Raw genomic sequence first — 21000 nt, 5'->3', positions numbered from 1 at the left:
GTGATGGACAGAAAATTCGCGATCAAGGACCCGCTGGCGGAAAGCCGCCTGTTTCTAAGTCGTATCGTCACGGCCTTCATCCTGATTATCGTGTTGATGATCGGCTTGGTGGTGCGCTTGGTCTACCTGCAAGTGGTCGGCCACGAGCATTACGCGATGCTGTCCAAGGACAACCGCATCAAGATCGCGCCGCTGCCGCCGACGCGCGGCGTCATTTATGATCGCAAGGGTCGGATGTTGGCCGAAAACGTGCCGACTTACAGCCTGGAGCTGATACCCGAGCAGATTGGCAACCTTGACGACACGTTGAAGCGTTTACAGCAACTGCTGAGCATTCCCGACGAAAAAATCGAGGCGTTTCAAAAACTTCGCAAGCGCAACAAATCGTTCACCAGTACGGCCTTGCTGCAAAATCTGACCGACGAGGACGTCGCCAAGTTTGCCGTGGTTCGACCGTATTTCCCCGGCGTCGACGTTTATGCCCGCTTGGTACGGCACTACCCCTACGGCGATTTGACTTCGCACGTGGTCGGTTATGTTGGGCGGATCAACGAACAGGAGCTGAAGACGCTGCCTTCGGCCAAGTACCGCGGGACCGACCACATCGGCAAGACCGGCATCGAGAAAACCTATGAGGAACATTTGCTTGGCACCGCCGGCTACGAGGAAATCGAAACCAACGCTCAGGCCAGGGCGGTCAATACCGTTGCCACCGTCGAGCCGGTGGCCGGGTCGAATATCTATCTGACGCTGGATATAGACCTACAAAAGATTGCCTACGACGCATTGGTCGAGTTCAACGGCGCGGCGGTGGCGATAGAAGTCAAAACCGGTGCGGTGCTGGCCTTTGTCAGCCGGCCGGGTTTCGATCCCAACCCCTTCGTTTCCGGCATTTCCGGCAAGGATTACAAGGCTTTGCAGGAGTCGCCGGACCAGCCGTTGTACAACCGAGCGCTGCGCGGCTTGTACCCGCCAGGGTCGACGGTCAAGCCGTTTTTGGGCTTGGCCGGGCTGGAGTACGGCGTCATCGATTTCGGCCATCGGCTGTTTTGTCCAGGCTACTACAAGCTGCCCAACGTCGATCATAAATACCGTGACTGGAAGAAGTGGGGACACGGCATGGTCGATATGAACGAAGCGATCACCCAATCCTGCGACGTGTATTTTTACGATCTGGCGCTGGCGTTGGGTATCGACAAGATGCACGAGTTCATGGACAAATTCGGTTTCGGCCGCAAGACCGGTATCGACCTGGTCGGCGAAATCGACGGTCTGATGCCGTCTAAGTCCTGGAAACGCCACTACCGCAATCAGGCCTGGTTTCCGGGCGAGACCCTGATTACCGGGATCGGCCAGGGCTATACCCAGGTGACGCCCTTGCAATTGGCGCACGCCACCGCGACGTTGGCCAACGGCGGTAAGGTGATTACGCCGCATTTGGTGCATAGCATCATCAGTGCCGATTATGCCGACCTGATCGAAGGCAAGGCCGACGAGATCATTCCGCTGAAGCCGCAAAACGTCGAGAACGTCATCCGGGCCATGACCAACGTGGTGCACGGCGCGCGCGGCACCGCCGGCCGGTTGGCCAAGGCCATCAATTATCAGATCGCCGGCAAGACCGGGACTGCCCAGGTGTTTACCGTCAAGCAGGAAGAAAAATACAACGAGGACGCGATCGACTTCAAAATGCGCGACCACGCATTGTTCATCGCGTTCGCGCCGGTACACGATCCTCAGATCGCCGTCGCGGTGATCGCCGAGCACGGTGGCCACGGCGGCTCGGTGGCGGCTCCGATTGCCGGTGAAATTATCGATGCGTATCTGAATCAGAAAAAGGAGGGCCAGCCATGAGACACGAAATGCGCAACGAACAATTTCAAGCGCCGTCGTTGCTGGGTAACCTGTTGCGCAAACTGCATATCGACATTCCATTGTTCATCGGGTTGCTGCTGATTCTGGCGCTCAGCTTCGTGATTTTGTATAGCGCCGGCGGTCAGGAAATGGCCATGTTGGTACGCCACGCCAGCCGGATGGGCTTGGCCATCGTGCTGATGACCGTGCTGGCCCACATCAACCCCCGCCAATTTCAGACTTTCTCGGTCGCATTGTTTTCGGTATGCGTACTGCTGTTGCTGGCGGTAGCGGTGATCGGTCAGATCAGCATGGGCGCTCAGCGCTGGCTGGACTTGGGCTTTTTCCGCTTCCAGCCGTCGGAGTTCACCAAGATCAGCGCGCCGATGATGGTGGCGTGGTATTTGTCCGAACACGCCTTGCCGCCCAAACCCAAACATTTATTGGCGGCCGGGATATTGTTATTGGTGCCGGTGCTGTTGATCGCCAAGCAGCCCGATTTGGGGACGGCGCTACTGGTCGCCAGTTCTGGGGCGGCGGTGTTATTCTTCGCCGGCCTGTCCTGGTGGGTGATGCTGGGGGCGGTGGCGGTGCTGGGCGCGCTGACGCCGGTCATGTGGCACTTCATGCGCGAATACCAGCGCAGTCGGGTATTGACCTTTATCAATCCCGAGGCCGACCCGATGGGGGCCGGCTACCACATCATTCAATCCAAAATCGCGATCGGTTCCGGCGGCGTGGACGGCAAGGGCTGGTTGGGCAGTAGCCAGGCCGAGCTGGACTTTCTACCGGAAAGCTCCACCGACTTTATTTTCGCGGTATTTGCCGAAGAGTTCGGTCTGTTTGGCTGCGTCGGCTTGCTGCTGCTGTATCTACTGGTGATCAGCCGCTGCTTTTATATAGCCGTGCAAGCTCAGGACACCTATTCCCGGTTGCTGGCCGGCAGTTTGTCGTTTACGTTTTTCGTCTACGTGTTCGTCAACATCGGCATGGTGATCGGCGTGTTGCCGGTGGTTGGGGTACCGCTGCCGTTGGTCAGTTATGGCGGCACTTCGATGGTGACGCTGATGGCCGGCTTCGGCATTTTGATGTCGATACACACCCACCGCAAGTTGTTGCCGGTTTGACGCGATCGCGATACGCCCAGGGCTAAATCTGGAATTACCGCGTAATATTTCCCGACTCTCTTTTTTGGTTATCCGTTTATGAAGCTTAAATTCGCGCTTATGTTGTTGTTATTGTTCGCCGTCGGCCAGGCCGCCGCCGAAGTCGCCGCCACCGATTCCTTCAACGGCTTCATCAAGCAAATGGTCAAGCAGCACCGTTTCAACGAAGCGGAACTGCGAGCCTTGTTCAAGGCGGTGAACATCCAGCAGCCGATACTCGATGCGATGTCCAAGCCGGCCGAGGGCAAGCCTTGGTTTCAATACCGCGAAATTTTCATGACCGAGGCGCGCATCGCCGGCGGCGCGCAGTTTTGGAAGGATAACGACGCCGCGTTGCGCCAGGCCGAACACGAATATGGCGTGCCGGCGGAAATCATTGTCGCGATCATCGGCGTCGAAACCAAGTACGGCGCGCATACCGGCAAATACCGGGTGATCGATGCGTTGGCGACGCTGGGTTTCGCCTATCCGCCGCGTAGCGAATTCTTTCTGAAGGAGTTGGAGCAGTTTTTGGTTTTGGCGCGCGAGGAGGGCATGGACCCTTTGCAGCCGATGGGTTCCTATGCCGGCGCGATGGGCTTGCCGCAGTTCATGCCGAGTAGTTTTCGAAGTTATGCCAAGGATCTCGATGGCGACGGCAAACGCAATATCTGGACGAATCCGGCTGATGCGATCGCTAGCGTCGCGAATTATTTTGCCCACAACCAATGGAAACCCGGTGCTCAAATCGCGTATCCGGTCAACGCCGAGGGGGAGGTGTATAAAAAGGCCTTGATCAAGGGTGTCAAGCCCGATACCAGCGCGGCCGACCTGCGCAAGCTGGGGGTCGAGTTACCGGCCGGTTTACCCGCCGGCGAGGCGGTTAAGCTGCTTGCCTATCAACAGCAGAACGGCGAAGACTTGTGGATAGGCTTGCACAATTTCTACGTCATCACTCGCTACAACCACAGCCCGCTTTACGCGATGGCGGTTTACCAGCTTAGCCAAGCGATCGCGGCACGTAAGATTTAAACCGCCGATAAGACCTGGGTTCCGGTCGCTACGCTCTCGTTCGCGAGCAAACAGCCGAGCGCCAATCGGCGGTTAGCAATCAGCTGTGCTTCGTTACGAAATGTAATTGAACAACGACAGGTTTTGCACCTTGGTAAACGCGGCTTGCGCGGCTTGCAGCGAGGTTTGTTGCAGACTGAATTTGCTCAAGGCGTCGGCGTAATCCAGGTCGCCTATCGCCGAAGCGGTGGTTTTGTTGGCCAGGATGTAGTCGGTATTCAGGTTTTCCTGATCGTCCAACGCGTGCAGGCGGGCGCCGGTCGAGGCACGGGTGGTTTCGAAGCGGACCATGGCTCTATCGATGTCGTCCAGCGAGCCACTGTTCGGGGTATTGGCTTTTAGGTCTTGGGATACTTGTTTGATGGCTTGGAACACACTGTCTATGCTGCCTACCGTTACCGCAGGTGCGATGGTGCCGAATACCGCTTCGCCGGCGTCGCCGTCCGTTATGGTGCGATTTGGCCCTATCGCAATACTGCGCTGATTGGTGTCGCCCTGATAAGCAAAGGCCGGCGTGTCCAAGTAGGGAATCGTGTCGCTCTTGTAACCTGCAAACAGATACTCGCCGTTGGCGTTTTTGGTATTCGCCATGCCGAGCAATTGTTTGTTGAGCTCGTCGATTTCGGCGGCGATTTCTTGGCGATTGGTAACGGTATTACTGTCGTTCATGCCTTGCACCGCCAATTCGCGGATGCGTTGCAACACGTTGGTCGCGTTTTCCAGGCTGGACTCCTGCAGTTCCAAGCGTTGCCGGGCCGCGCCGATGTTGGTCTGAAACTGTTGGTTCTCCTTGATGTTTTGTTCCAGATTGATCAACGACACCGCGGCCGGCGCGCTTTCGGACGGCGAAAGATACTTCTTGCCGGACGACAATTTGAGCTGAGTGTCGCTGAGTTTGGATTGTTGCTCCAACATGGCGTTGACGCCGAGTTGGTGATTCCAGGTGGTGGAAATTCGCATGGCACTGCTCCTAACGGATCGAGCCGATCAGGGCGTCGAATAGGGTATTAGCCACCGACACGGCCTTGGCGGCGGCGGCGTAGGCGTTTTGAAACTTGATCAGGTTGGCGGCTTCTTCGTCGAGATTGACGCCGGAGACGGTTTCCTTGGCGCTGGTGGCTTGTTTCAACAAGGTGTCCTGCGCGGTCCGGTTAACCGAAGCCGCGTGCGTTTGCGAGCCGACATCGGCCACCAACTGGCTGTAGACCTGGGTGAAACTGGCCTTGCCGTTTTGCATCAAGGTTTTCGTCTCCAGACCGGCCAGAGCCAGCGCGTTACGGTTGTCGCCCGGTACGCCGGCGGCACTACTGGCGGCCGCGATTTGTTTTGGGTTGGTGATCGCGCTGTTCAATTTCAAGGTGCCGGCGGCGTTAAAACTTGGGCTGACATCGAAGCTGTCGCCGCTGGTCAGCGAGCCGCCGCTGAACGTGATGCTGAAGCCCAAGGCCGCGGCGGCAGTGGCAAGCGTGGTGTCGTCCAAGCCGGTCTGGCTGGTGTTGCTGCTCAGATTGGTTAGCGTGTAGGCGTTGGGGCTGGTGCCGGTGACACTGATCCGGTAACCGGTATCCAGGTTGGCGGAGGAACTGGGCGCGACGAAGCTGGCGCTGGCCAGCAAGTTATCGTCGGCGGCGTGCGGCGTGACCTGAACCACCGGTGAACCGAGGTCGAAAAATGCCAGTCCTGGGTCGCCGTTCAAATCAAAACCGGCCTGATGAGTGCTGTTGAACTCGGTTGCCAGGCCCATTGCCAGTGTGCCGAGTTGTTTTTGGGCCGGGTCCAGCACTTGGTCGCGGAAGCGCAAATTGCCGTACAGCTCGCCGCCGGAAATCAAACCGGAAATATCCTGGCCGTTCAATAGAATTTCCTTGTGGGTCGAATCGGTGGCGGAGGACTGCAAACTGAGCTGCGAGGCGGAATTCCCCAAGACCAGCGGTTGACCGTTGCCGATGAAAACATTGATCGAGCCGTCGGTTTGACTGGTGAAATTGACGTCGACTTTTTCGGCGATTTTGTTGAGTAACAAATCGCGTTGGTCCAGCAAGTCGTTGGGCATTTCCCGGCCGGAGGCGCGGCCGATGTCGGCGACGATTTTGACGTTGAGATCGGCCAAGGCCTTGGCATAACCGTTAATCTCGGTGAGATCGGTCTCCAGGTTGGTATTGACCTGGTTGCGCAATTCGCCGAAGCGGGTATTCAAGGTGTTGAACTGTTGGGTCAACGAACTGGCCTGAGTTAGCAAGGTCTGGCGGGCCGGGATCGAGGTCGGATCGTTGGCGACGGTGTCGACCGCGTCGAAGAACGACTTCATCGCCGGTGCCAGACCGGTGGTATCGTCGGCGGTAATGTTGTCGATCTGGCTGGACAAGGTATAAAAGCTATCGACGTCATGGTAGGCCGAGGTACTGGAACGGACTTGGCCGGTAATAAACTGATCGTAACTGCGGGTGATGTTGACGACGCTGACGCCGCTGCCGACGTAGCCCGAGCCGCTATATTGCTCGCGGCGGGTGGCGGTTTCGACGCGCTGGCGGCTGTAACCCTCGGTGCTGACGTTGGCGATGTTGTTGCTGGTGGTTTCCAGAGAACGCTGAAACGCCGTCAGTCCGGATAATGCGGTATCCAATATGCCCAAGCCCATGGTGGCCTCCTATCCGGTGGTGTCGCTCGCCGGGCTTTCGCCGGCGTGGCTGCGATAAATCGACATGACTTTTTCCGCGTATTTGGGGTCGGTGGCATAGCCGGCTTTTTGCAGGGACTGGATGTATCGCGCCGGGTTCTCGGCGTTTTTCAAAGCCTGTTCATAACGCGGGTTGGACTTGATGAAGTCCACGTAATCGTTAAAGCTATCTTGATACGAGTCGTAGGCGCGGAAGCCGGCCATCTGTTTTTTGGCAACGCCGCTGTCGAACTCCAGCGTCAGCGCTTTGGCCTCCTTACCCTGCCAGGCTTTGTCGGCTTTGATGTTGAACAGGTTGTAGCTGTTCTCGCCGCCGCCGTTTTTGACCATCGCCTGCCCCCAGCCGGTTTCCAGCGCGGCTTGGGCCAGCAGCAGTTTGGCGTCGACGCCCAGGCTTTGCGCGGCTTGCCGGGCGTGCGGCATCAATTCGTTGAAAAAGGTTTGTTGGGCCGGCGTGGCGCCATCGTCGGCCGCGTCGGACACCGCCGCCTCCAGTTCGCGCCAGTGTCCGGCGATGTGGGATTGGCCGCGCTCCAGCCGAGCCAAGCTGCGCTCGAGGCTGCTCAGCCCCGAGCTGTCCAACGCGTTGGCCGCGGCTGGCCCGCCGCGTGGCGGCTGGCGGTTACCGTTGGCGGAACCGCTGCCGGCGACACGATCCAAATAGTCGCTGGCTTGTAGCACATGGCCTGGCTGGTCTTCTTCCCGGTCTTGCTTGGGACTGAGCTGCTTGGCGATGACTTCCGCCAGCCCGACGCCGGGTTTGCCGGACAAATGCATCGCCATTTGCTGGTCGTACATGTCTTGATACATCTTGCTTTGTTGACTGTCGGCAAAGCCTTCGGCCAGCTTGGCTTCGCGCATGCTTTTCATCACCATGCCCAGAAACAGCGACTCGAATTGCTTGGCGGCTTCCTTGATGGCGGCGGGCGAGGATTCGCGCGCGCCTTGTTTTAATTTGGCCAGTCCGGCGAAGTCGGTATAAACCGAAGCGGTATCCGTGTTTAACATGGCAACCTCCAAGATACTGTCAGACTTAAATAACGATCAATTCCGCCCGCAGCGCACCCGCCGATTTCAGGGCTTCCAAAATCGCCACCAAGTCGCTGGGGCCGGCGCCGACGCCGTTGACGGCCTGGACAATCTCATCCAGTGAAACGCCGGGGCTGAAGACGAACATATGGTTTTTGTCCTCCTTGACCGACACTTGCGACTGCGGCGTAACCACGGTACTGCCGCCCGACAGCGGATTGGGCTGGCTGACTTGCGGGTTTTCGTTGATCGTCACCGTCAAACTGCCGTGCGAAACCGCCGCCGGCTGCACCCTGACCTTGCTGTTGATGATCACGGTGCCGGTTCGGGAGTTGACGATGACCTTGGCCGGCGCGTCGTCCGGCGTTACGTCCAGGTTTTCCAGCATTGAAACGAAGCTGACCCGTTGCGAAGCCTCCACCGGCGCCCGCACGCTGACCGAGCCGGCATCGACCGCGCGGGCGGTATCCGCGCCGAAGGCCTTGTTAATCGCCTGCACCACGTTATTGGCCGTGGTGAAATCGGTGTTGTTTAGGTTAAAGACCAAATCGCCGCTTTGATCGAACGAGGTCGGTACGATTTGCTCGACCGTGGCGCCGTTGGGTACCCGGCCAACCAGCGGGTTGTTGACGGTGATTTTGGAGCCGTCTTGGCCGCCGGCGCTCAAACCGCCCACCACCAAATTGCCTTGGGCGATCGCGTAAACCTTGCCGTCGGCGCCTTTCAGCGGGCTCATCAACAACGAGCCGCCGCGCAGGCTTTTGGCGTCGCCGATTGACGACACGGTGACGTCGATTTTTTGGCCGGGCTTGGCGAAGGCCGGCAGTTCGGCGTGGATGCTGACGAAGGCGGTGTTTTTGGCTTTCGGATCGGTGCCGGCCGGCAAGGTCAGGCCGAGTTGGCCCATCATATTGCGCAGGGTTTGCGGCGCGAACTTGGACGATTTGTCGCCCGACTTATCCAAACCGGTCACCAATCCGTAGCCGACCAACTGGTTGGAGCGTACGCCGGCCACCGACGCCAAATCCTTGATGCGTTCGGCATGGGCACTGCCGCAGCTCAGTAGCCAAACGGCGATGACGAAAAAAGTGGTTTTGTGCATGATGGTGTCCTCAAAAGAGCGCCGATGGTTTTAAAACGGGAAAATCGGGCTCAGGAAAAAACGCGCCAGCCAGCCGATCTTATTGGAATCCGCGATACCGCCGTCACCGGTGTACATGATGGTTGCGTCGGCGACTTTGGCCGACGACACGGTATTCGCGTCGCTGATGTCGATGGGACGGACGATGCCGGACAAGCGCACGTATTCGTTGCCGTCGTTCAACGCCACCCGTTTCTCGCCGCGCACCCGGACGTTGCCGTTCGGCAAGACTTCGACGACGGTGACGCTGATGTCGCCGGTCAGCGTATTGCTTTGGTCGGCCTTGCCCTTGCCGTCGAATTGGGTGGTCGCGGCCAGACTGGTTTTCAAGTCGTGGCCCAGCAAGGCCTGGCTGGCAACGCCGAACAGCGTCGGCGCGGTCGCCGACACCGAAGTGTTTTTCGAGGTATTGGTGTTGGCTTGCTTTCTGGCTTGGGTGGCTTCGTCCAGCGAGACCGTCAAAATATCGCCAACCCGGCGGGTCTTGATGTCTTCGAATAGGCGCATGTCGTAACCGGCCTGGTAAATCGAACCGTTGTTCTGTTGCGGGGGCCGCAGGTCGGCCGGTTGGACCGGCGCGAAGTCCGGATCGCGCTTCGGCAAGGTGTCGCAACCGGTGAGCGCCAACAGCAGCGCGGCCGCCAGCGGCAAGAGTTTGCCGGTATACCGGCACCGGCGCGGAAAATAGGTGTTCATCGTCATGCCCCTAATTAAAGTTGTTGGGTAACGAACGACAGCATTTGGTCGGTGGTGGAGATGGCCTTGGAGTTCATCTCGTAAGCGCGCTGGGTTTCGATCATATTGACCAATTCCTCGACCACGTTGACGTTGGAGGTTTCCAGCGAGCCTTGCACCAGATTGCCGAATTCGTTTTCGCCCGGCGTACCGACAATGGGGGCGCCGCTGGCGACGGTTTCCCGATATAGGTTGTCGCCGATCGGCTCCAGGCCGGCGGTGTTGATGAAGTCGGCGGTCTGGATTTGGCCGATTTGGTTGGCCGCCGCCGACCCGGGCTGGGTGACCGTGACGGTGCCGTCCAGGCCGATGGTAATGCTGGTGACGTCTTGCGGTACCGTGATCGCCGGTTCCAGCGGCATGCCGTTGGAGGTGACGATCTGGCCGGTCGAATCCAGCTTGAACGAGCCGTCGCGGGTGTAATTGATCTCGCCGCTCGGCATCAGAATTTGCAAAAAGCCGCGGCCGCTGATGGCCATGTCCAGCGAGTTGCCGGTTTGCTGAACGTTGCCTTGGGTGTGCAGTTTTTCGGTGGCGACGGTTCTGACGCCGGTACCCAGCTGCAAGCCGGTCGGTAACTGGGTGTTTTGGGTGGATTGGCCGCCGGCTTGGCGGACGTTTTGGTACATCAAGTCGGCGAAGATCGGCCGAGCCTTTTTAAAACCGGTGGTATTGACGTTGGCCAGATTGTTGGAAATCACGGCCATTCGGGTTTGTTGGGCATCCAGTCCGGATTTAGCGACCCATAATGCTCGTTCTGTCATGTTAGTCTCCTGATCTGACAAATTTTTGTCTTATCAGGAATAAAGCAGCTTCTATGCCACTTGCATGATCTTGGCCGTGCTGTTGGCGGTCTCGTCGGCGGTTTTCATGACCTTGCTTTGCAACTCGAAGTTTCGGGACAGCTCGATCATTTCCACCATCGCCGCCATTGGATTGACGTTGCTGTTTTCCAGCGCCCCTTGGACCAGCACGACATTGGCGTCAGCCGTCTGAGCCGCGCCGTCCTTGGTATGCATCAAGCCGTCCTCGCGTTTTTCCAGCGCGGCGGGATCGGGATTCACCAGCTTGATCCGGTCGACGATCACGGTATTGGTCGAATTTTCGCCCTGCGGAACGATGTTGATCGTACCGTCGTCGCCGATGTCGATTTTGCGGGCCGGCGGTATCGTGATGCCGAGCGCGGCCTCGCCGACGACAGCCAGGCCGGAGCTGGTCTGGAGCAGGCCTTCCGGCGTGATGCGCAGATCGCCGGCGCGGGTGTAGGCTTCCTTGCCGTCCGGCGTGGTGACCGCGATCCAGCCGGGGCCGTTGATGGCGACGTCGAGTTCGTTGCCGGTGGTTTGCAGCGCGCCGGACGAGAGATCGCTGCCGGGCCGTTCGGTCATCGCGTAAACGCGAGTCGGATAACCGGGCCCGAAGGCGGGCATGGCCCGAAATTGCTCGAAGTCCGACTTGAAGCCGGGCGTCTGGGTGTTGGCGAGGTTGTTGGCGTTGGCGGTTTGCGCCAGCAGGGTCTGCTTGGCGCCGTTCATCGCGATGTAAAGGCTGCGGTCCATGAGGAATCTCCGGAAAGGCCGGGCGGAACCGCTGCCGCTGGCCGGCCCGGTTCCGCGCTAGTCGTGTTTACCTGATGTTGAGGACGGCCTGCATGATAGTGTTTTCGGTCGTGATGGTTTGGGCGTTGGCTTGATACGATTGCTGGGCCACGATCAGATTGACCAGTTGTGCCGACAAATCGACGTTGGAACTTTCCAGCGCGCCGGATTGAATCAAGCCGAAATTGTTGGAGCCGGCTTCGCCGGCGATCGGCTCGCCGGAGGTGGCGCTTTGGCCCCAAGCGGTATCGCCCAGTTTGGACAGGCCGTTGGTATTGGCAAAACGGGTCAGCGCGACCTTGCCCATGGTTTGCGAGCCGCCGTTGCTGAAACGAGCGAAGATGACGCCTTCGTCGTCGATGTCGATACCGGTCAGGCGCCCGGCCGGCAGGCCGTTTTGGGTCATTGCGTTGACGCTGAATTTTTCCTGGACCTGGGTGGAGCCGAAATAGTCCATGGTCGAGACGGTAATGTCGGAGGCCCCGGTGGCCGGCGTGATGGTATAGGCGCTGAGCGCGAAGCGGCCGTTCGACGGCGTGGTCAATTTGCCCGAGGAGTCGAAGGTCATCGTCGCCGGCGTCGGCGGCACCGTCAGGTCGGATGGCGCGGACACCGACGATCCATAGGTGCCGGCATTCACTGGTGTTTTGGCGGTCGGGGTGGCCGGTTCGCTCATATAATGATAGACGTCCCAATCCGTGGAACTGGCGGTTGACGTGCCCTTGACGAAATAGGTGGTCAGGATGTGCGGCGAACCGAGTGAGTCGTAAATCGTTACGGACGTTTGCGAATTATAGGAATTGCTGTCGGTGGGATCGAAGGTGGTGACGCTCGGGGTCGCCGCGTTGGCGTTCAAATTGACGGTTAGTGAAGCCGTGTCGGTGGCGCTGGGTAGACCGGTCAGCGTGTTGATCTGCACGGATTGCGTGACGCCGGTACTGAAGCCGTCTTCCACCGCGGTACCGTTGGGCGCGTAAACCATCAAGGCCTTGCCCTGGTTGTTGACCAAATAGCCGTCCTTGTCCAACTTGAATTCGCCGGCGCGGGTGTAGGATAAATCCGTGGTTTCGGTGGGGCTTTTCGCCAACGTAAAAAACCCCTCGCCGCTGATAGCCAGGTCCAGATTATTGTCGGTGAATGACAAGCTGCCCTGGTTAAATTGCTGAGCCACGTTGGTGACCTTAACGCCGGCACCGGCCGTGGTGCTGCTGACGCCGCCGAGGCTGGCGGCGTAGACGTCGGCGAATTCCGAGCGGGACTTCTTGAAGCCCACCGTGTTGGAGTTGGCGATGTTATTGCCGGTGACCGACAGATTGTTGGATGCGGCATTCAAGCCGCTGAGTGCTGTTGTAAAAGCCATGACGCCTGCTCCTTAAAGAATTTGTTTAATTTTGCTGAATTTGATGTCGCCCAGCCCTTCCAGATTCACGGACAGGCCGCTGCCGTTGCTGCCGATGGCGACGCTTTTTACTTTCGACTGAATATTGGTATCCAGAGCGGTATTGGTGCCGTCCAGCCAGCCGTAGGCCTTGATGGTGTATACGCCCGGATCGGCCGGGGTGCCGGCGCTGTCGTCGCCGTCCCATTCGAATTTGACCGTGCCGGCCGACTGCGCGCCCAGGTCGAGTTCCCTAACCACCGTGCCGGTTTCCGGATCGACGATTTGCACGCCGACGCTGGTTGCGGTGCCGGGTATATCGAGTTCGCCGGACACGCTGCCACCCGCGCTGAGCAGGGCTTTCGAGCCGGGCGCCACCACGGTATGACCGACGATGCTGGCGGCCTGCAAGGCTTGGTCGGCGTTCAACGAATCTGATAGGGTCTGAAACGAGGTTTGTAGCTCCTGGATGCCGGACACCGCGCTGATCTGCGCCATCTGGCTGACGAATTCGGCGTTGTCCATCGGTTTGGTCGGGTCCTGATGGGTGAGCTGGGTGGTCAGCAGTTTCAAGAATTCGCTTTGGCTTAACGACTGGTTTTTGCCGGTCGCGCTGCTGGAACTCGACGCCGAGCCGGTCGTGGCTAATCCCAAATTGTTGAAGGTATCCGTTAGCGTAGTCATGGTTTAGTCCTCATTGGCCCATCTTCAGGGTTTGCAGAATCAGATTTTTGGCGGTATTGAGCACTTCGACGTTGTTTTCGTAGCCGCGCGAGGCCGACATCATGTTGGCCATTTCCTCAATGGTGTTGACGTTGGGTTTATAGATGTAGCCCAGTTCGTCGGCCATCGGGTGATTCGGCGCGTATTCCATGATCGGTTGCGCCTGGCTTTCGACGACACCGCGTACCTCGACACCGGTGGTACCGGCTCGACGGTCCAGCTGGTTTTGAAATTCGGCCGCGAACACCGGCTGCCGGGACTTGTAGACTTGATCGATGCTGCTGCTGACGCTACTGGCGTTGGAAATGTTGCTGGCCACCAGATTCAGGCGCAGGTTTTGCGCATTCATGCCGCTACCGGCAACGTCGAAGATTCGCAATGAGGTCATGGTTATTCTCCTTTGATGGCTCGGACCAACCCGGCAAAGTCGTCATTGACGAAGCGCAGACTGGCCTGATATTGCACGGCGTTTTCGGCGTATTTCGCCTGTTCGATATTGGTTTCGACGGTATTGCCGTCCAGCGAGGCTTGATACGGCGTCCGGTACAGCAGTTCGGCGCCCAGCAATGCGTTGGGACCGGCCAGATGGCCCTGATGGGTGCGGCGCAGGTCGCCGCCGGCGTCCGCCAGGGTTTGCTGGAAAACCGATTTGAAATCAAGGTCCCTGGCCTTGTAATCGGGGGTGTCCGCATTGGCGAGGTTCGCCGCCAAAATTTCGCTACGTTTTTCGCGTAGGGTCAGGGCTTGCGGATGAACGCCCAATGCTCTGTCGAAATTGATTGACATGGTTTGCCGCCTCTTCGAGTTGATACCCGTATTTAGCAGAAAATATGCCAGAAACAAAAAGTCAGGTTAAATCAGCCGGATTAGCGGAATTCGCGGCTGGACGAGCGTCAAAATTCGGCGTTTGCCGGGCGGCGGCAAAAATTTTCCGCATGCCCGGCGCTGGATTCGGCGGGGTTGCGACTGGTGTTCACGCAAGGCGTGTCAAGAATCCGGCGGAGGATTTCAGCCGGGTCGCGTGGCGGCGTTTCTGGAGAGCTGGCGGACGGTCGCTGGCGCTGGTGAAGCTCGGGGAGGCCGATCAATCGGCGCGAGTGCGCATGAAGGATGCGGCGACGACGACAGCCGCCAGCCCGGCGCAAACCCACATGAAGGGCTGGAAGAAAGCGATGATTATCGCGCAGCCGACCAGAAAGAAGCCGAGCAGGCTGAACTGCCAGCCAATGTGGTATCCGTCTAGCATGGTCGATTGGCCCAATATCAGTAGTATCAGCATGTCGCTGGAGACGCCGACCAGTTGGCCGGATTTGTTCAACATCGATGCGGCGGCCACCACCACAATCGTATGTAGCCAGTGCATTGCCTGGGCTTTTACGATTTTGCCCAGATCCGCTTCGCTGCTTTTGGCGCGCAGGCGGGCCACGAAAATCGACAGCAACCCAAATACGAAAACCATCGCCAGCCAATAGCCGTAGCCGTCGTCGGGGTTGAAATCGGTGATAAAAATGCCTACTAGCGACAGCAAGATCAGCAGGATGAACACGGTTTGTTCGATGCCGAAATAGCGCTTGGCGGGCTGGTTTTCGGTCGGGATTTCGTCGTCGGTCATGGTTCGGGTCCGGTGGGTGTTGCGGAGAATTAGGTTTCATGAGCGATGCCGGTTCGCTCGGATTCTGCGAGCGTCGAGGCCGGCCGGCAATCGGGTAGCGCTTTACTGGCTGGCCCCCTGCTCGATGCCGGGGCGGGTGGTTAAGCTCCGGTTCAGCCGCGCTTTCTGAAATAGGTCGATTGGCCGTTGCGGACCGGTTCGAACGCGTTGAGGCCGGTCGGCATCGATTCGGTGCTGCTTAGGAACAGGTAGCCGCCGGTTTCCAGGTTTTCGGCCATGCGGCCGATGATGTCGCGCTTGACCGCGTCCGAAAAATAAATCAACACGTTGCGGCAAAATACCACGTCGAAACGGCCCAGCGCCGCGAAGGACTTCAGCAGGTTGAATTGCTGAAAACGCACGAGTTGGCGGACATCGTCATTTAGCGTATAGCCTTCGTAACTCTTTTGGAAGTAGCGGGCCTGGGTGGCGCTGTCCACGCCGCGCGACAACGCCAGCTCCGAATACACCGCGCGCTTGGCGTCCGCCAGCACGGTTTCGGAAATGTCGGTGCCGATGATCTGAATGTTGCGGTTTTTGCCAGTGCCGCGCAGCACCTCAAGCGCACAGATACTCAGCGAGTAGGGCTCCTGACCGGTTGAGCATGCCGCCGACCAAATCCGCAAACTGCCGTTTTTTTGGCTCAACAACTCCGGCAACACCCGGTCCTTGAAGTCGGAAAACTGCTTGTCGTCGCGAAACCAGTAGGTTTCGTTGGTGGTCATCGCGTCGATGACGGTGCTTTTCAATTTAGCGGCGGAAAACGCATTGGATTGCAGGGCTTGAGCGAGCTCGTTGAAATCGGCCAATTCGAACTTAACCAGCAGCGGCAGCAAACGGCTTTTTGCCAGATATTGCTTGCTGTTGCCGAGTACGATGCCGCAGTTCTGGTCCAGGAACTCGCAGATACTTTGGTAGGCGGCCGCGCTCAGATTCGGCTCGCCGCCGGCCGAACCGATGGTATCGGGCATATTGGAGGTCAAGCGGGATGCGCCGGGAACCGGTCGGCGTTAATGGTGCGTGGCATGCTGATGCTTCAGTTGCTTTTGAATGGAATCCAGCAAGGCATCCGGGTCGAACTTCGCGAGGAATTCGTTGGCGCCGACTTTCTGCACCATCGAGGTATTGAAGACACCGCTCAACGAGGTGTGCAGGATCAGATAGATGTGCTTCATGTTGGAATCGGCCTTGATTTTGGTAGCCAGCGTGTAGCCGTCCATCCGAGGCATTTCCACGTCGGAAATAATCATCGCGTACCGATCCTCGATTTTGACGCCGTCGGCAATCAGATCGCTCAAATGGTCCCAGGCCTCCTGGCCGTCTTTCAACAGCGTGCACTCCAGGCCGATTTGCTGACAGACGCGCTTGACTTGGTTGCGGGCGACCGACGAATCGTCGACTACCAGAATATGGTCGTTTTTGGTGGCGATGTCGGCTTGGATGTTTTCGGCGGCGGCTTCTTCCCGGCCGCCAATGACTTCCTTCATCACTTTTTCGACGTCGATGACTTCGATCAGCTCGCCGTCCACTTCGGTGACGGCGGTGAGGTAACTTTCCTTACCGGTGCCGGTGGGTGGCGCTTTCACCTGCTCCCAGCCAATATTGATGATTCGATCGACCGAGCCGACCAAAAAACCTTGAATCGAGCGATTGTACTCGGTGACGATCACGTAGCAGCCGGCATCCCTGGTCAATGGACGCATGCCGATGGCCATTGAAAGATCGAGGACCGGGATGGTTTTACCGCGTAAGTGCGCGACCCCGCAAATCACCGAGTGGGAATTGGGGATTTGGGTCAGCGGCGGGCATTGAATGACCTCTTGAACCTTGAAGACGTTGATTCCGAAGCGTTGCTGGCTGGTCAATTTAAACAGCAGCAGTTCGAAACGGTTGTGTCCCGCCAATTTAGTGCGCTGATCGACGCCGTCTAAGACTCCGGCCATAAAATTCCCCTGAAATGACGTGTTCCGAAATTATAGCGACTTTGCCTTGGTTTACTTTAAAAAATGCTGGCATGCTTAGTGCTCCATCGCTGGGGTAGTCAATAAACCGACAAGCGAATATGAAAGCCTTAGCGATAGCAAGCCTGTTGGCGGCGGGTCAAGTGGCCGCCGCGCCAACCCAGCCGGTGCAAGCGATACGGGATAGCGTGACCCAGTTCGTCGGCGCCGCGCTGGAGCCCGGTGGCCGTTACGAAGTGATCGTTGCTCAAATCGATCCGCGCTTGCAGCTGCCGATGTGCGCTCAGCCGCTGCAGGCCTTCGCCCAGTCCGGCGAAATCAAGCCTGGACGCAACACCGTCGGCGTGCGTTGCCAGGGTGAGAAAGGCTGGACGGTTTACAGCGTTGCCACCGTCAAGGCCTTTAAGCAGGTCGCGATCCTTAACAAGTCGTTGCGCCGTAACGATGTTATACGCGCCGAGTATTTAAATTTCGAAATACGCGATGCCGGCTTGATGCAGGCCGGTTACGTGACCGATGCCCGCCAAGTGGTCGACAAACAAGCGGTTCGCAATATCCCCGCCGGCAGTGTGCTGAATCGTCAGCATTACGCCGAGCCGACCTTGGTCAGACGCGGAGAGCGGGTCAACATTCAGTCGGGCAGGCTTGGCATGTTGATTACCGCAACGGGGACCGCGCTGAACGATGGCACCGAAGGCCAGAGAATCAGCGTCAAAAACCTGTCGTCGCAACGGGTGATCCAGGCCGTCGTGGTCGGTTCCGGACAAGTGACGGTCAATTTTTGACCGATGCCTAAAGGAATTTATGATGATGCCGCTAACAGCTCCAGATAAAACTCTTTTAGGAATTTCGCCATGGCTATCGAATCCATCAATGGTAAAGCTTTCAGTACGGTGGTGCCCGCAAAAACGGCCGCGAAAGATCTCGTCGAAGCCAAGGACAAGTCGGCGGGCGCGGTGGATACGGATACCGTCAACATTACCGCGACGGCGCAAGGCTTGGCCGAGGCCGCCGCGACCAGTGCATCCGCGCCCGCCGTGAACGAAGATCGCGTCGCCGAAATCCGAGCGGCGCTGCAATCCGGCACTTACTCGTTCGACCCGGAGCGAATTGCCCGCAAAATGTTGCAATTCGAGGATAAATTACCCGACAGTTCCTGACGCCATGATAGAGAAAACCTACCCCATCGCCGAAAAACTTCTGATTCACGGCCATAAGGCCACCGGAAAATTGTTCGAGCTGTTAAAAGCGGAAGCCGAACAGCTCGGACGGGCCGCCGATCCCGACACGCTCTCCCGCATCGCCGCCGAGAAAAAAGATACGGTGGCCGAACTCGATCAATTCACCCGTCAATTCGGCCAAGTTCTGGCCACCGAACAACTCGGCGTCGGTAGTGACGGCGTCAAAAGCTATCTGGTCAAGGCCAAGGCCGCGGGTTTGAGCGTCGTCGAAGCCTGGAACCTTTGGCGGCAAATCGTGGCGGTTTCGCGGGAATGCAAAGCCATCAACGAGCAAAACGGCGCCAGCATCGCGCTGCTCAGTCGCCACACTCAACGAACCCTGCAAATTTTGCGCGGCAAATCACCGTTGGCCGCCACTTACGGGCCGGACGGTTCGACCCGGAGCGAGCTGTTTTCCCATACCTTGATTTCGGTGTAGACTGAAATCCGCATACAAGGTAGGGTCGTTTTACATGCTCAAAAAATTAAAGCAATGGTTTGTCAAATCCGAGGATCCGGCGCCGGAATCGGACGACAGCGATTTTTTCGCGTTCGAAAATCCCAATTTTTTGACGGACCCGGATCGCATCGCCAAATTGCTGGCCGAAATCGAAACCGGATCGCCATTGTGCACGATACAAATCGAAGGTTGTCAGGAAGATTTCAGCTCCTCGATACTGGGTGTGAAGCTGGATAAAAACGCCATCATTCTCGACGAATTGGTCCCCAAGCACGGCAACGATTTATTATTACGCAGCCGGTCGCTGAAGTTATCGACCTTTCATAAGGGTATTCATTTATCGTTCAATCTGAGCGCGATCGAAATCGGCCACATGCGAGGGATCAGCTACTACAAGGCGCCGTTTCCCGACCGGATTTTTTATCCGCAACGCCGCCGCTCGCCGCGTTTGGAGATTGCCAGCCTGGAAATTCCGTTCAACGGCATTGTCCAGCGCACCGGCATGTCGATCGGCGGCTATTTGTTCGATTTGTCACGGGGCGGTGCCGGCATCAACATTCCCGCCAACCGGGCGCGGGTTCAGCGCGGTGATAAAATCAAGGGTTGCCAGATTCAGTTCGAGGATTACGCGATGGACTTCGACTTGATCGTCCGTTTCGTCAAGCCGATAGGCCAGGGCTCCAGCAAGGTGCAAATCGGCGGTTTCTTCGAGAATCTCTCGTCCAAAAGTCAATCCAAGCTGTCTTATTTTATTACCTCGCTGGAACGGGTGGAAATCCGAAAACAAAAGTCCTAAGCAAAAGGGCTGTGCTAAAATTCGCAGCCACGTCCCGGTAGCTCAGTAGGATAGAGCGGTCCCCTCCTAAGGGACAGGTCGTACGTTCGAATCGTATCCGGGACGCCATATAAATCAATAATTTATGTGTTTTTGTTTTTCAAAAACTTTCAATGAGCTACTGAATAAAAGCCACTGGTTTCGCGGGATGGCTTTGGTAATCCGACAAAGTAGAATAAGTCCGGCTAACAAACGCCGTTTTGTTCAGACCCGGATGCCGCCTAACCGGGTTGGCTGACGGAACGGAGGCCAGCCCATCCACCTCCTGCCGCCCGCTCGAAGGTCCCAACCATCAAGCTAAATGACTCCTCGTCCAGCGCACGATGTCTTGCAGCGACATCGCGCCGGCTTCCCGGGCGATTTCGCGACCGCCCTTGAACAATATCAGCGTCGGAATGCTGCGAATGCCGAAGTCCTCGCTCAGGTAGCGATTGCGGTCGGTGTCCACTTTGCCCAAGCGGACCGCCGGCTCCAGCATTTCAGCGGCTTGGGCGAAGGCCGGCGCCATCATCTTGCATGGCCCGCACCAGGCCGCCCAAAAATCCACCAGCAACGGTATCTGGCTTTGGGTCAGGTGCTTGGAAAAATTGGCTTCGGTCAGTTCCAGCGGATGGCCGGTAAACAAGGCCTGATGGCATTGACCGCAGTTGGGCTGTTGGTTCAACCGGTCCGGCGGCACCCGGTTGACGGCTTGGCAGTGCGGGCAAACCAGATGTATCGCGTCGCTCATGATTGGAATCTCAAGTTGATAAGAAATTAGTGCCACAAACCGCCGACGCGCCAGCGCGGCAAGCGCGATACTGGCGTCAGCGGATAGGCGAAAATCGGGGCGTGAATTTGCCACGGCGCGGCCGGCGCCAGCGCGTGCAGCCGGCGAATCCGCTCTTCGGTCGGCGGGTGGGTGCGCAACCAGGACGGCTCCGGATTGCCCCAGCCGGGAAACAACACCGATAGCCAGCCTCGGCTGGCTCGCTCGATATGGGCCAAGGCTTGCGCCAAGCCCAGCGGATCGCCGGTCAGCGTCGCGGCGCGCAGGTCGGCGTCGTATTCGCGGGTTCTGGACAAGCCCAGTTGCATCAGCAGCGCCAGATGCGGCGAAAACAGCAGCAACAAGACCGCCGGCCAATTGACCGAAAACTCCACGTCGGCGACAAACAAGGCCGGCAGGCTCAACAACAAAAATAATTGGCCGGCGCTGGCGAACAGCGCGGTGATCCGGCTGATCGCGTCGGCCAAACTCATGACCCGCAAGTCGTTGTTGGCGATATGAGCTACCTCGTGCGCTAATACCCCGGCCAGTTCGCGGGTCGAAAGCCGTTGCAGCAAGCCGTCGCTCAACGCGATCGCCGCCTGCCGCTGGTTGCCGACCGCGAAGGCGTTGATGATAGGGCTGGGCACGTAATAGGGTCGCGGTACGCTCGGCAGCTCGGCGCGCTCGGCCAGGGTTTCCAACAATTGCCACAATACTGGGGCCTGGCGCGGCGAAATCGGCCGGGCCCGATAAAAACTCAGGGTCAAGCGC

General features: G+C 58.1%; 23 protein-coding genes and 1 tRNA gene. 8 read left to right on the top strand and 16 right to left on the bottom strand.

Annotated elements, in window-relative coordinates; translation table 11 throughout:
• The first annotated feature begins 3 nt into the window (after positions 1-3).
• The 3 genes from mrdA (at position 4) to mltB (ending at position 4031) form a co-directional block, all read left to right on the top strand.
• Positions 4-1854, top strand: coding sequence for a penicillin-binding protein 2 (gene mrdA, locus AC3B8H_RS03745; protein WP_488440280.1), 1851 nt, complete (start codon positions 4-6; stop codon positions 1852-1854).
• Entirely contained in the window at positions 1851-2981 is a 1131-nt protein-coding gene (rodA, locus tag AC3B8H_RS03740) for a rod shape-determining protein RodA (RefSeq protein WP_488440279.1), read from the top strand. Before mrdA ends, rodA begins: the two co-directional genes overlap by 4 nt.
• A 78-nt stretch (positions 2982-3059) precedes the next feature.
• Complete coding sequence (gene mltB, locus AC3B8H_RS03735; RefSeq protein WP_488440278.1) at positions 3060-4031, top strand: lytic murein transglycosylase B; 972 nt, start codon at positions 3060-3062, stop codon at positions 4029-4031.
• A 93-nt stretch (positions 4032-4124) separates the two neighbouring features.
• On the opposite strand, the gene flgL is transcribed toward mltB, so the two are convergent.
• The 14 genes from flgL to AC3B8H_RS03665 all read right to left on the bottom strand — a co-directional run bounded on the left by flgL (position 4125) and on the right by AC3B8H_RS03665 (position 16945).
• Entirely contained in the window at positions 4125-5030 is a 906-nt protein-coding gene (gene flgL, locus AC3B8H_RS03730; protein WP_488440277.1) for a flagellar hook-associated protein FlgL, read from the bottom strand.
• Positions 5031-5040: 10 nt separating this feature from the next.
• Complete coding sequence (gene flgK, locus AC3B8H_RS03725; protein ID WP_488440276.1) at positions 5041-6708, bottom strand: flagellar hook-associated protein FlgK; 1668 nt, start codon at positions 6706-6708, stop codon at positions 5041-5043.
• Positions 6709-6717: 9 nt separating this feature from the next.
• Complete coding sequence (gene flgJ, locus AC3B8H_RS03720; RefSeq protein WP_488440275.1) at positions 6718-7755, bottom strand: flagellar assembly peptidoglycan hydrolase FlgJ; 1038 nt, start codon at positions 7753-7755, stop codon at positions 6718-6720.
• Between the two features lie 25 nt (positions 7756-7780).
• Positions 7781-8878: a flagellar basal body P-ring protein FlgI gene (locus AC3B8H_RS03715; RefSeq protein ID WP_488440274.1), complete on the bottom strand. Its 1098-nt coding sequence runs from the start codon at positions 8876-8878 to the stop codon at positions 7781-7783.
• Between the two features lie 30 nt (positions 8879-8908).
• Positions 8909-9613, bottom strand: a complete 705-nt coding sequence (gene flgH / locus AC3B8H_RS03710; protein WP_488440273.1) for a flagellar basal body L-ring protein FlgH — start codon at positions 9611-9613, stop codon at positions 8909-8911.
• 14 nt (positions 9614-9627) lie between these two features.
• Positions 9628-10416: a flagellar basal-body rod protein FlgG gene (gene flgG, locus AC3B8H_RS03705; protein ID WP_064023936.1), complete on the bottom strand. Its 789-nt coding sequence runs from the start codon at positions 10414-10416 to the stop codon at positions 9628-9630.
• Positions 10417-10467: 51 nt separating this feature from the next.
• Positions 10468-11211, bottom strand: a complete 744-nt coding sequence (gene flgF / locus AC3B8H_RS03700) for a flagellar basal-body rod protein FlgF (protein ID WP_488440272.1) — start codon at positions 11209-11211, stop codon at positions 10468-10470.
• Positions 11212-11278: 67 nt separating this feature from the next.
• Positions 11279-12610 (bottom strand): flagellar hook protein FlgE, encoded by a 1332-nt coding sequence (gene flgE / locus AC3B8H_RS03695; protein WP_488440271.1) that lies wholly within the window; start codon positions 12608-12610, stop codon positions 11279-11281.
• Positions 12611-12622: 12 nt separating this feature from the next.
• Complete coding sequence (locus AC3B8H_RS03690; RefSeq protein ID WP_488440270.1) at positions 12623-13312, bottom strand: flagellar hook assembly protein FlgD; 690 nt, start codon at positions 13310-13312, stop codon at positions 12623-12625.
• A gap of 10 nt (positions 13313-13322) precedes the next feature.
• Positions 13323-13739 (bottom strand): flagellar basal body rod protein FlgC, encoded by a 417-nt coding sequence (flgC, locus tag AC3B8H_RS03685; protein ID WP_488440269.1) that lies wholly within the window; start codon positions 13737-13739, stop codon positions 13323-13325.
• Between the two features lie 2 nt (positions 13740-13741).
• Positions 13742-14137, bottom strand: a complete 396-nt coding sequence (gene flgB, locus AC3B8H_RS03680) for a flagellar basal body rod protein FlgB (protein ID WP_488440268.1) — start codon at positions 14135-14137, stop codon at positions 13742-13744.
• Positions 14138-14435: 298 nt separating this feature from the next.
• Positions 14436-14963, bottom strand: a complete 528-nt coding sequence (locus tag AC3B8H_RS03675; RefSeq protein WP_488440267.1) for a hypothetical protein — start codon at positions 14961-14963, stop codon at positions 14436-14438.
• 152 nt (positions 14964-15115) lie between these two features.
• On the bottom strand, positions 15116-15973 hold the full coding sequence (locus AC3B8H_RS03670; RefSeq protein ID WP_488440266.1) for a CheR family methyltransferase: 858 nt from the start codon (positions 15971-15973) through the stop codon (positions 15116-15118).
• A 39-nt stretch (positions 15974-16012) separates the two neighbouring features.
• On the bottom strand, positions 16013-16945 hold the full coding sequence (locus AC3B8H_RS03665; protein WP_488440265.1) for a chemotaxis protein: 933 nt from the start codon (positions 16943-16945) through the stop codon (positions 16013-16015).
• 119 nt (positions 16946-17064) lie between these two features.
• On the opposite strand from AC3B8H_RS03665, the gene flgA reads away from it, so the two are divergent.
• The 5 genes from flgA (at position 17065) to AC3B8H_RS03640 (ending at position 19547) form a co-directional block, all read left to right on the top strand.
• Entirely contained in the window at positions 17065-17748 is a 684-nt protein-coding gene (flgA, locus tag AC3B8H_RS03660) for a flagellar basal body P-ring formation chaperone FlgA (RefSeq protein WP_488440264.1), read from the top strand.
• Positions 17749-17817: 69 nt separating this feature from the next.
• Positions 17818-18123: a flagellar biosynthesis anti-sigma factor FlgM gene (flgM, locus tag AC3B8H_RS03655; protein WP_488440263.1), complete on the top strand. Its 306-nt coding sequence runs from the start codon at positions 17818-17820 to the stop codon at positions 18121-18123.
• A gap of 4 nt (positions 18124-18127) precedes the next feature.
• On the top strand, positions 18128-18622 hold the full coding sequence (locus tag AC3B8H_RS03650; RefSeq protein ID WP_488440262.1) for a flagella synthesis protein FlgN: 495 nt from the start codon (positions 18128-18130) through the stop codon (positions 18620-18622).
• A gap of 34 nt (positions 18623-18656) precedes the next feature.
• Entirely contained in the window at positions 18657-19439 is a 783-nt protein-coding gene (locus AC3B8H_RS03645; RefSeq protein WP_488440261.1) for a flagellar brake protein, read from the top strand.
• Positions 19440-19470: 31 nt separating this feature from the next.
• A tRNA-Arg gene (locus AC3B8H_RS03640) sits at positions 19471-19547 on the top strand.
• 223 nt (positions 19548-19770) lie between these two features.
• Here the strand turns inward: AC3B8H_RS03640 and trxC are convergent.
• Both trxC and AC3B8H_RS03630 read right to left on the bottom strand, forming a co-directional pair.
• Positions 19771-20208 (bottom strand): thioredoxin TrxC, encoded by a 438-nt coding sequence (trxC, locus tag AC3B8H_RS03635; RefSeq protein ID WP_488440260.1) that lies wholly within the window; start codon positions 20206-20208, stop codon positions 19771-19773.
• A 26-nt stretch (positions 20209-20234) separates the two neighbouring features.
• Positions 20235-21000, bottom strand: a 766-nt coding sequence (locus AC3B8H_RS03630) for a zinc metalloprotease HtpX (RefSeq protein WP_488440259.1), incomplete at its 5' end; no start/stop codon positions are given.

This window comes from Methylomonas sp. BG-2 (assembly GCF_057766305.1).
This window is presented reverse-complemented; position numbering and strand designations above follow the sequence as displayed.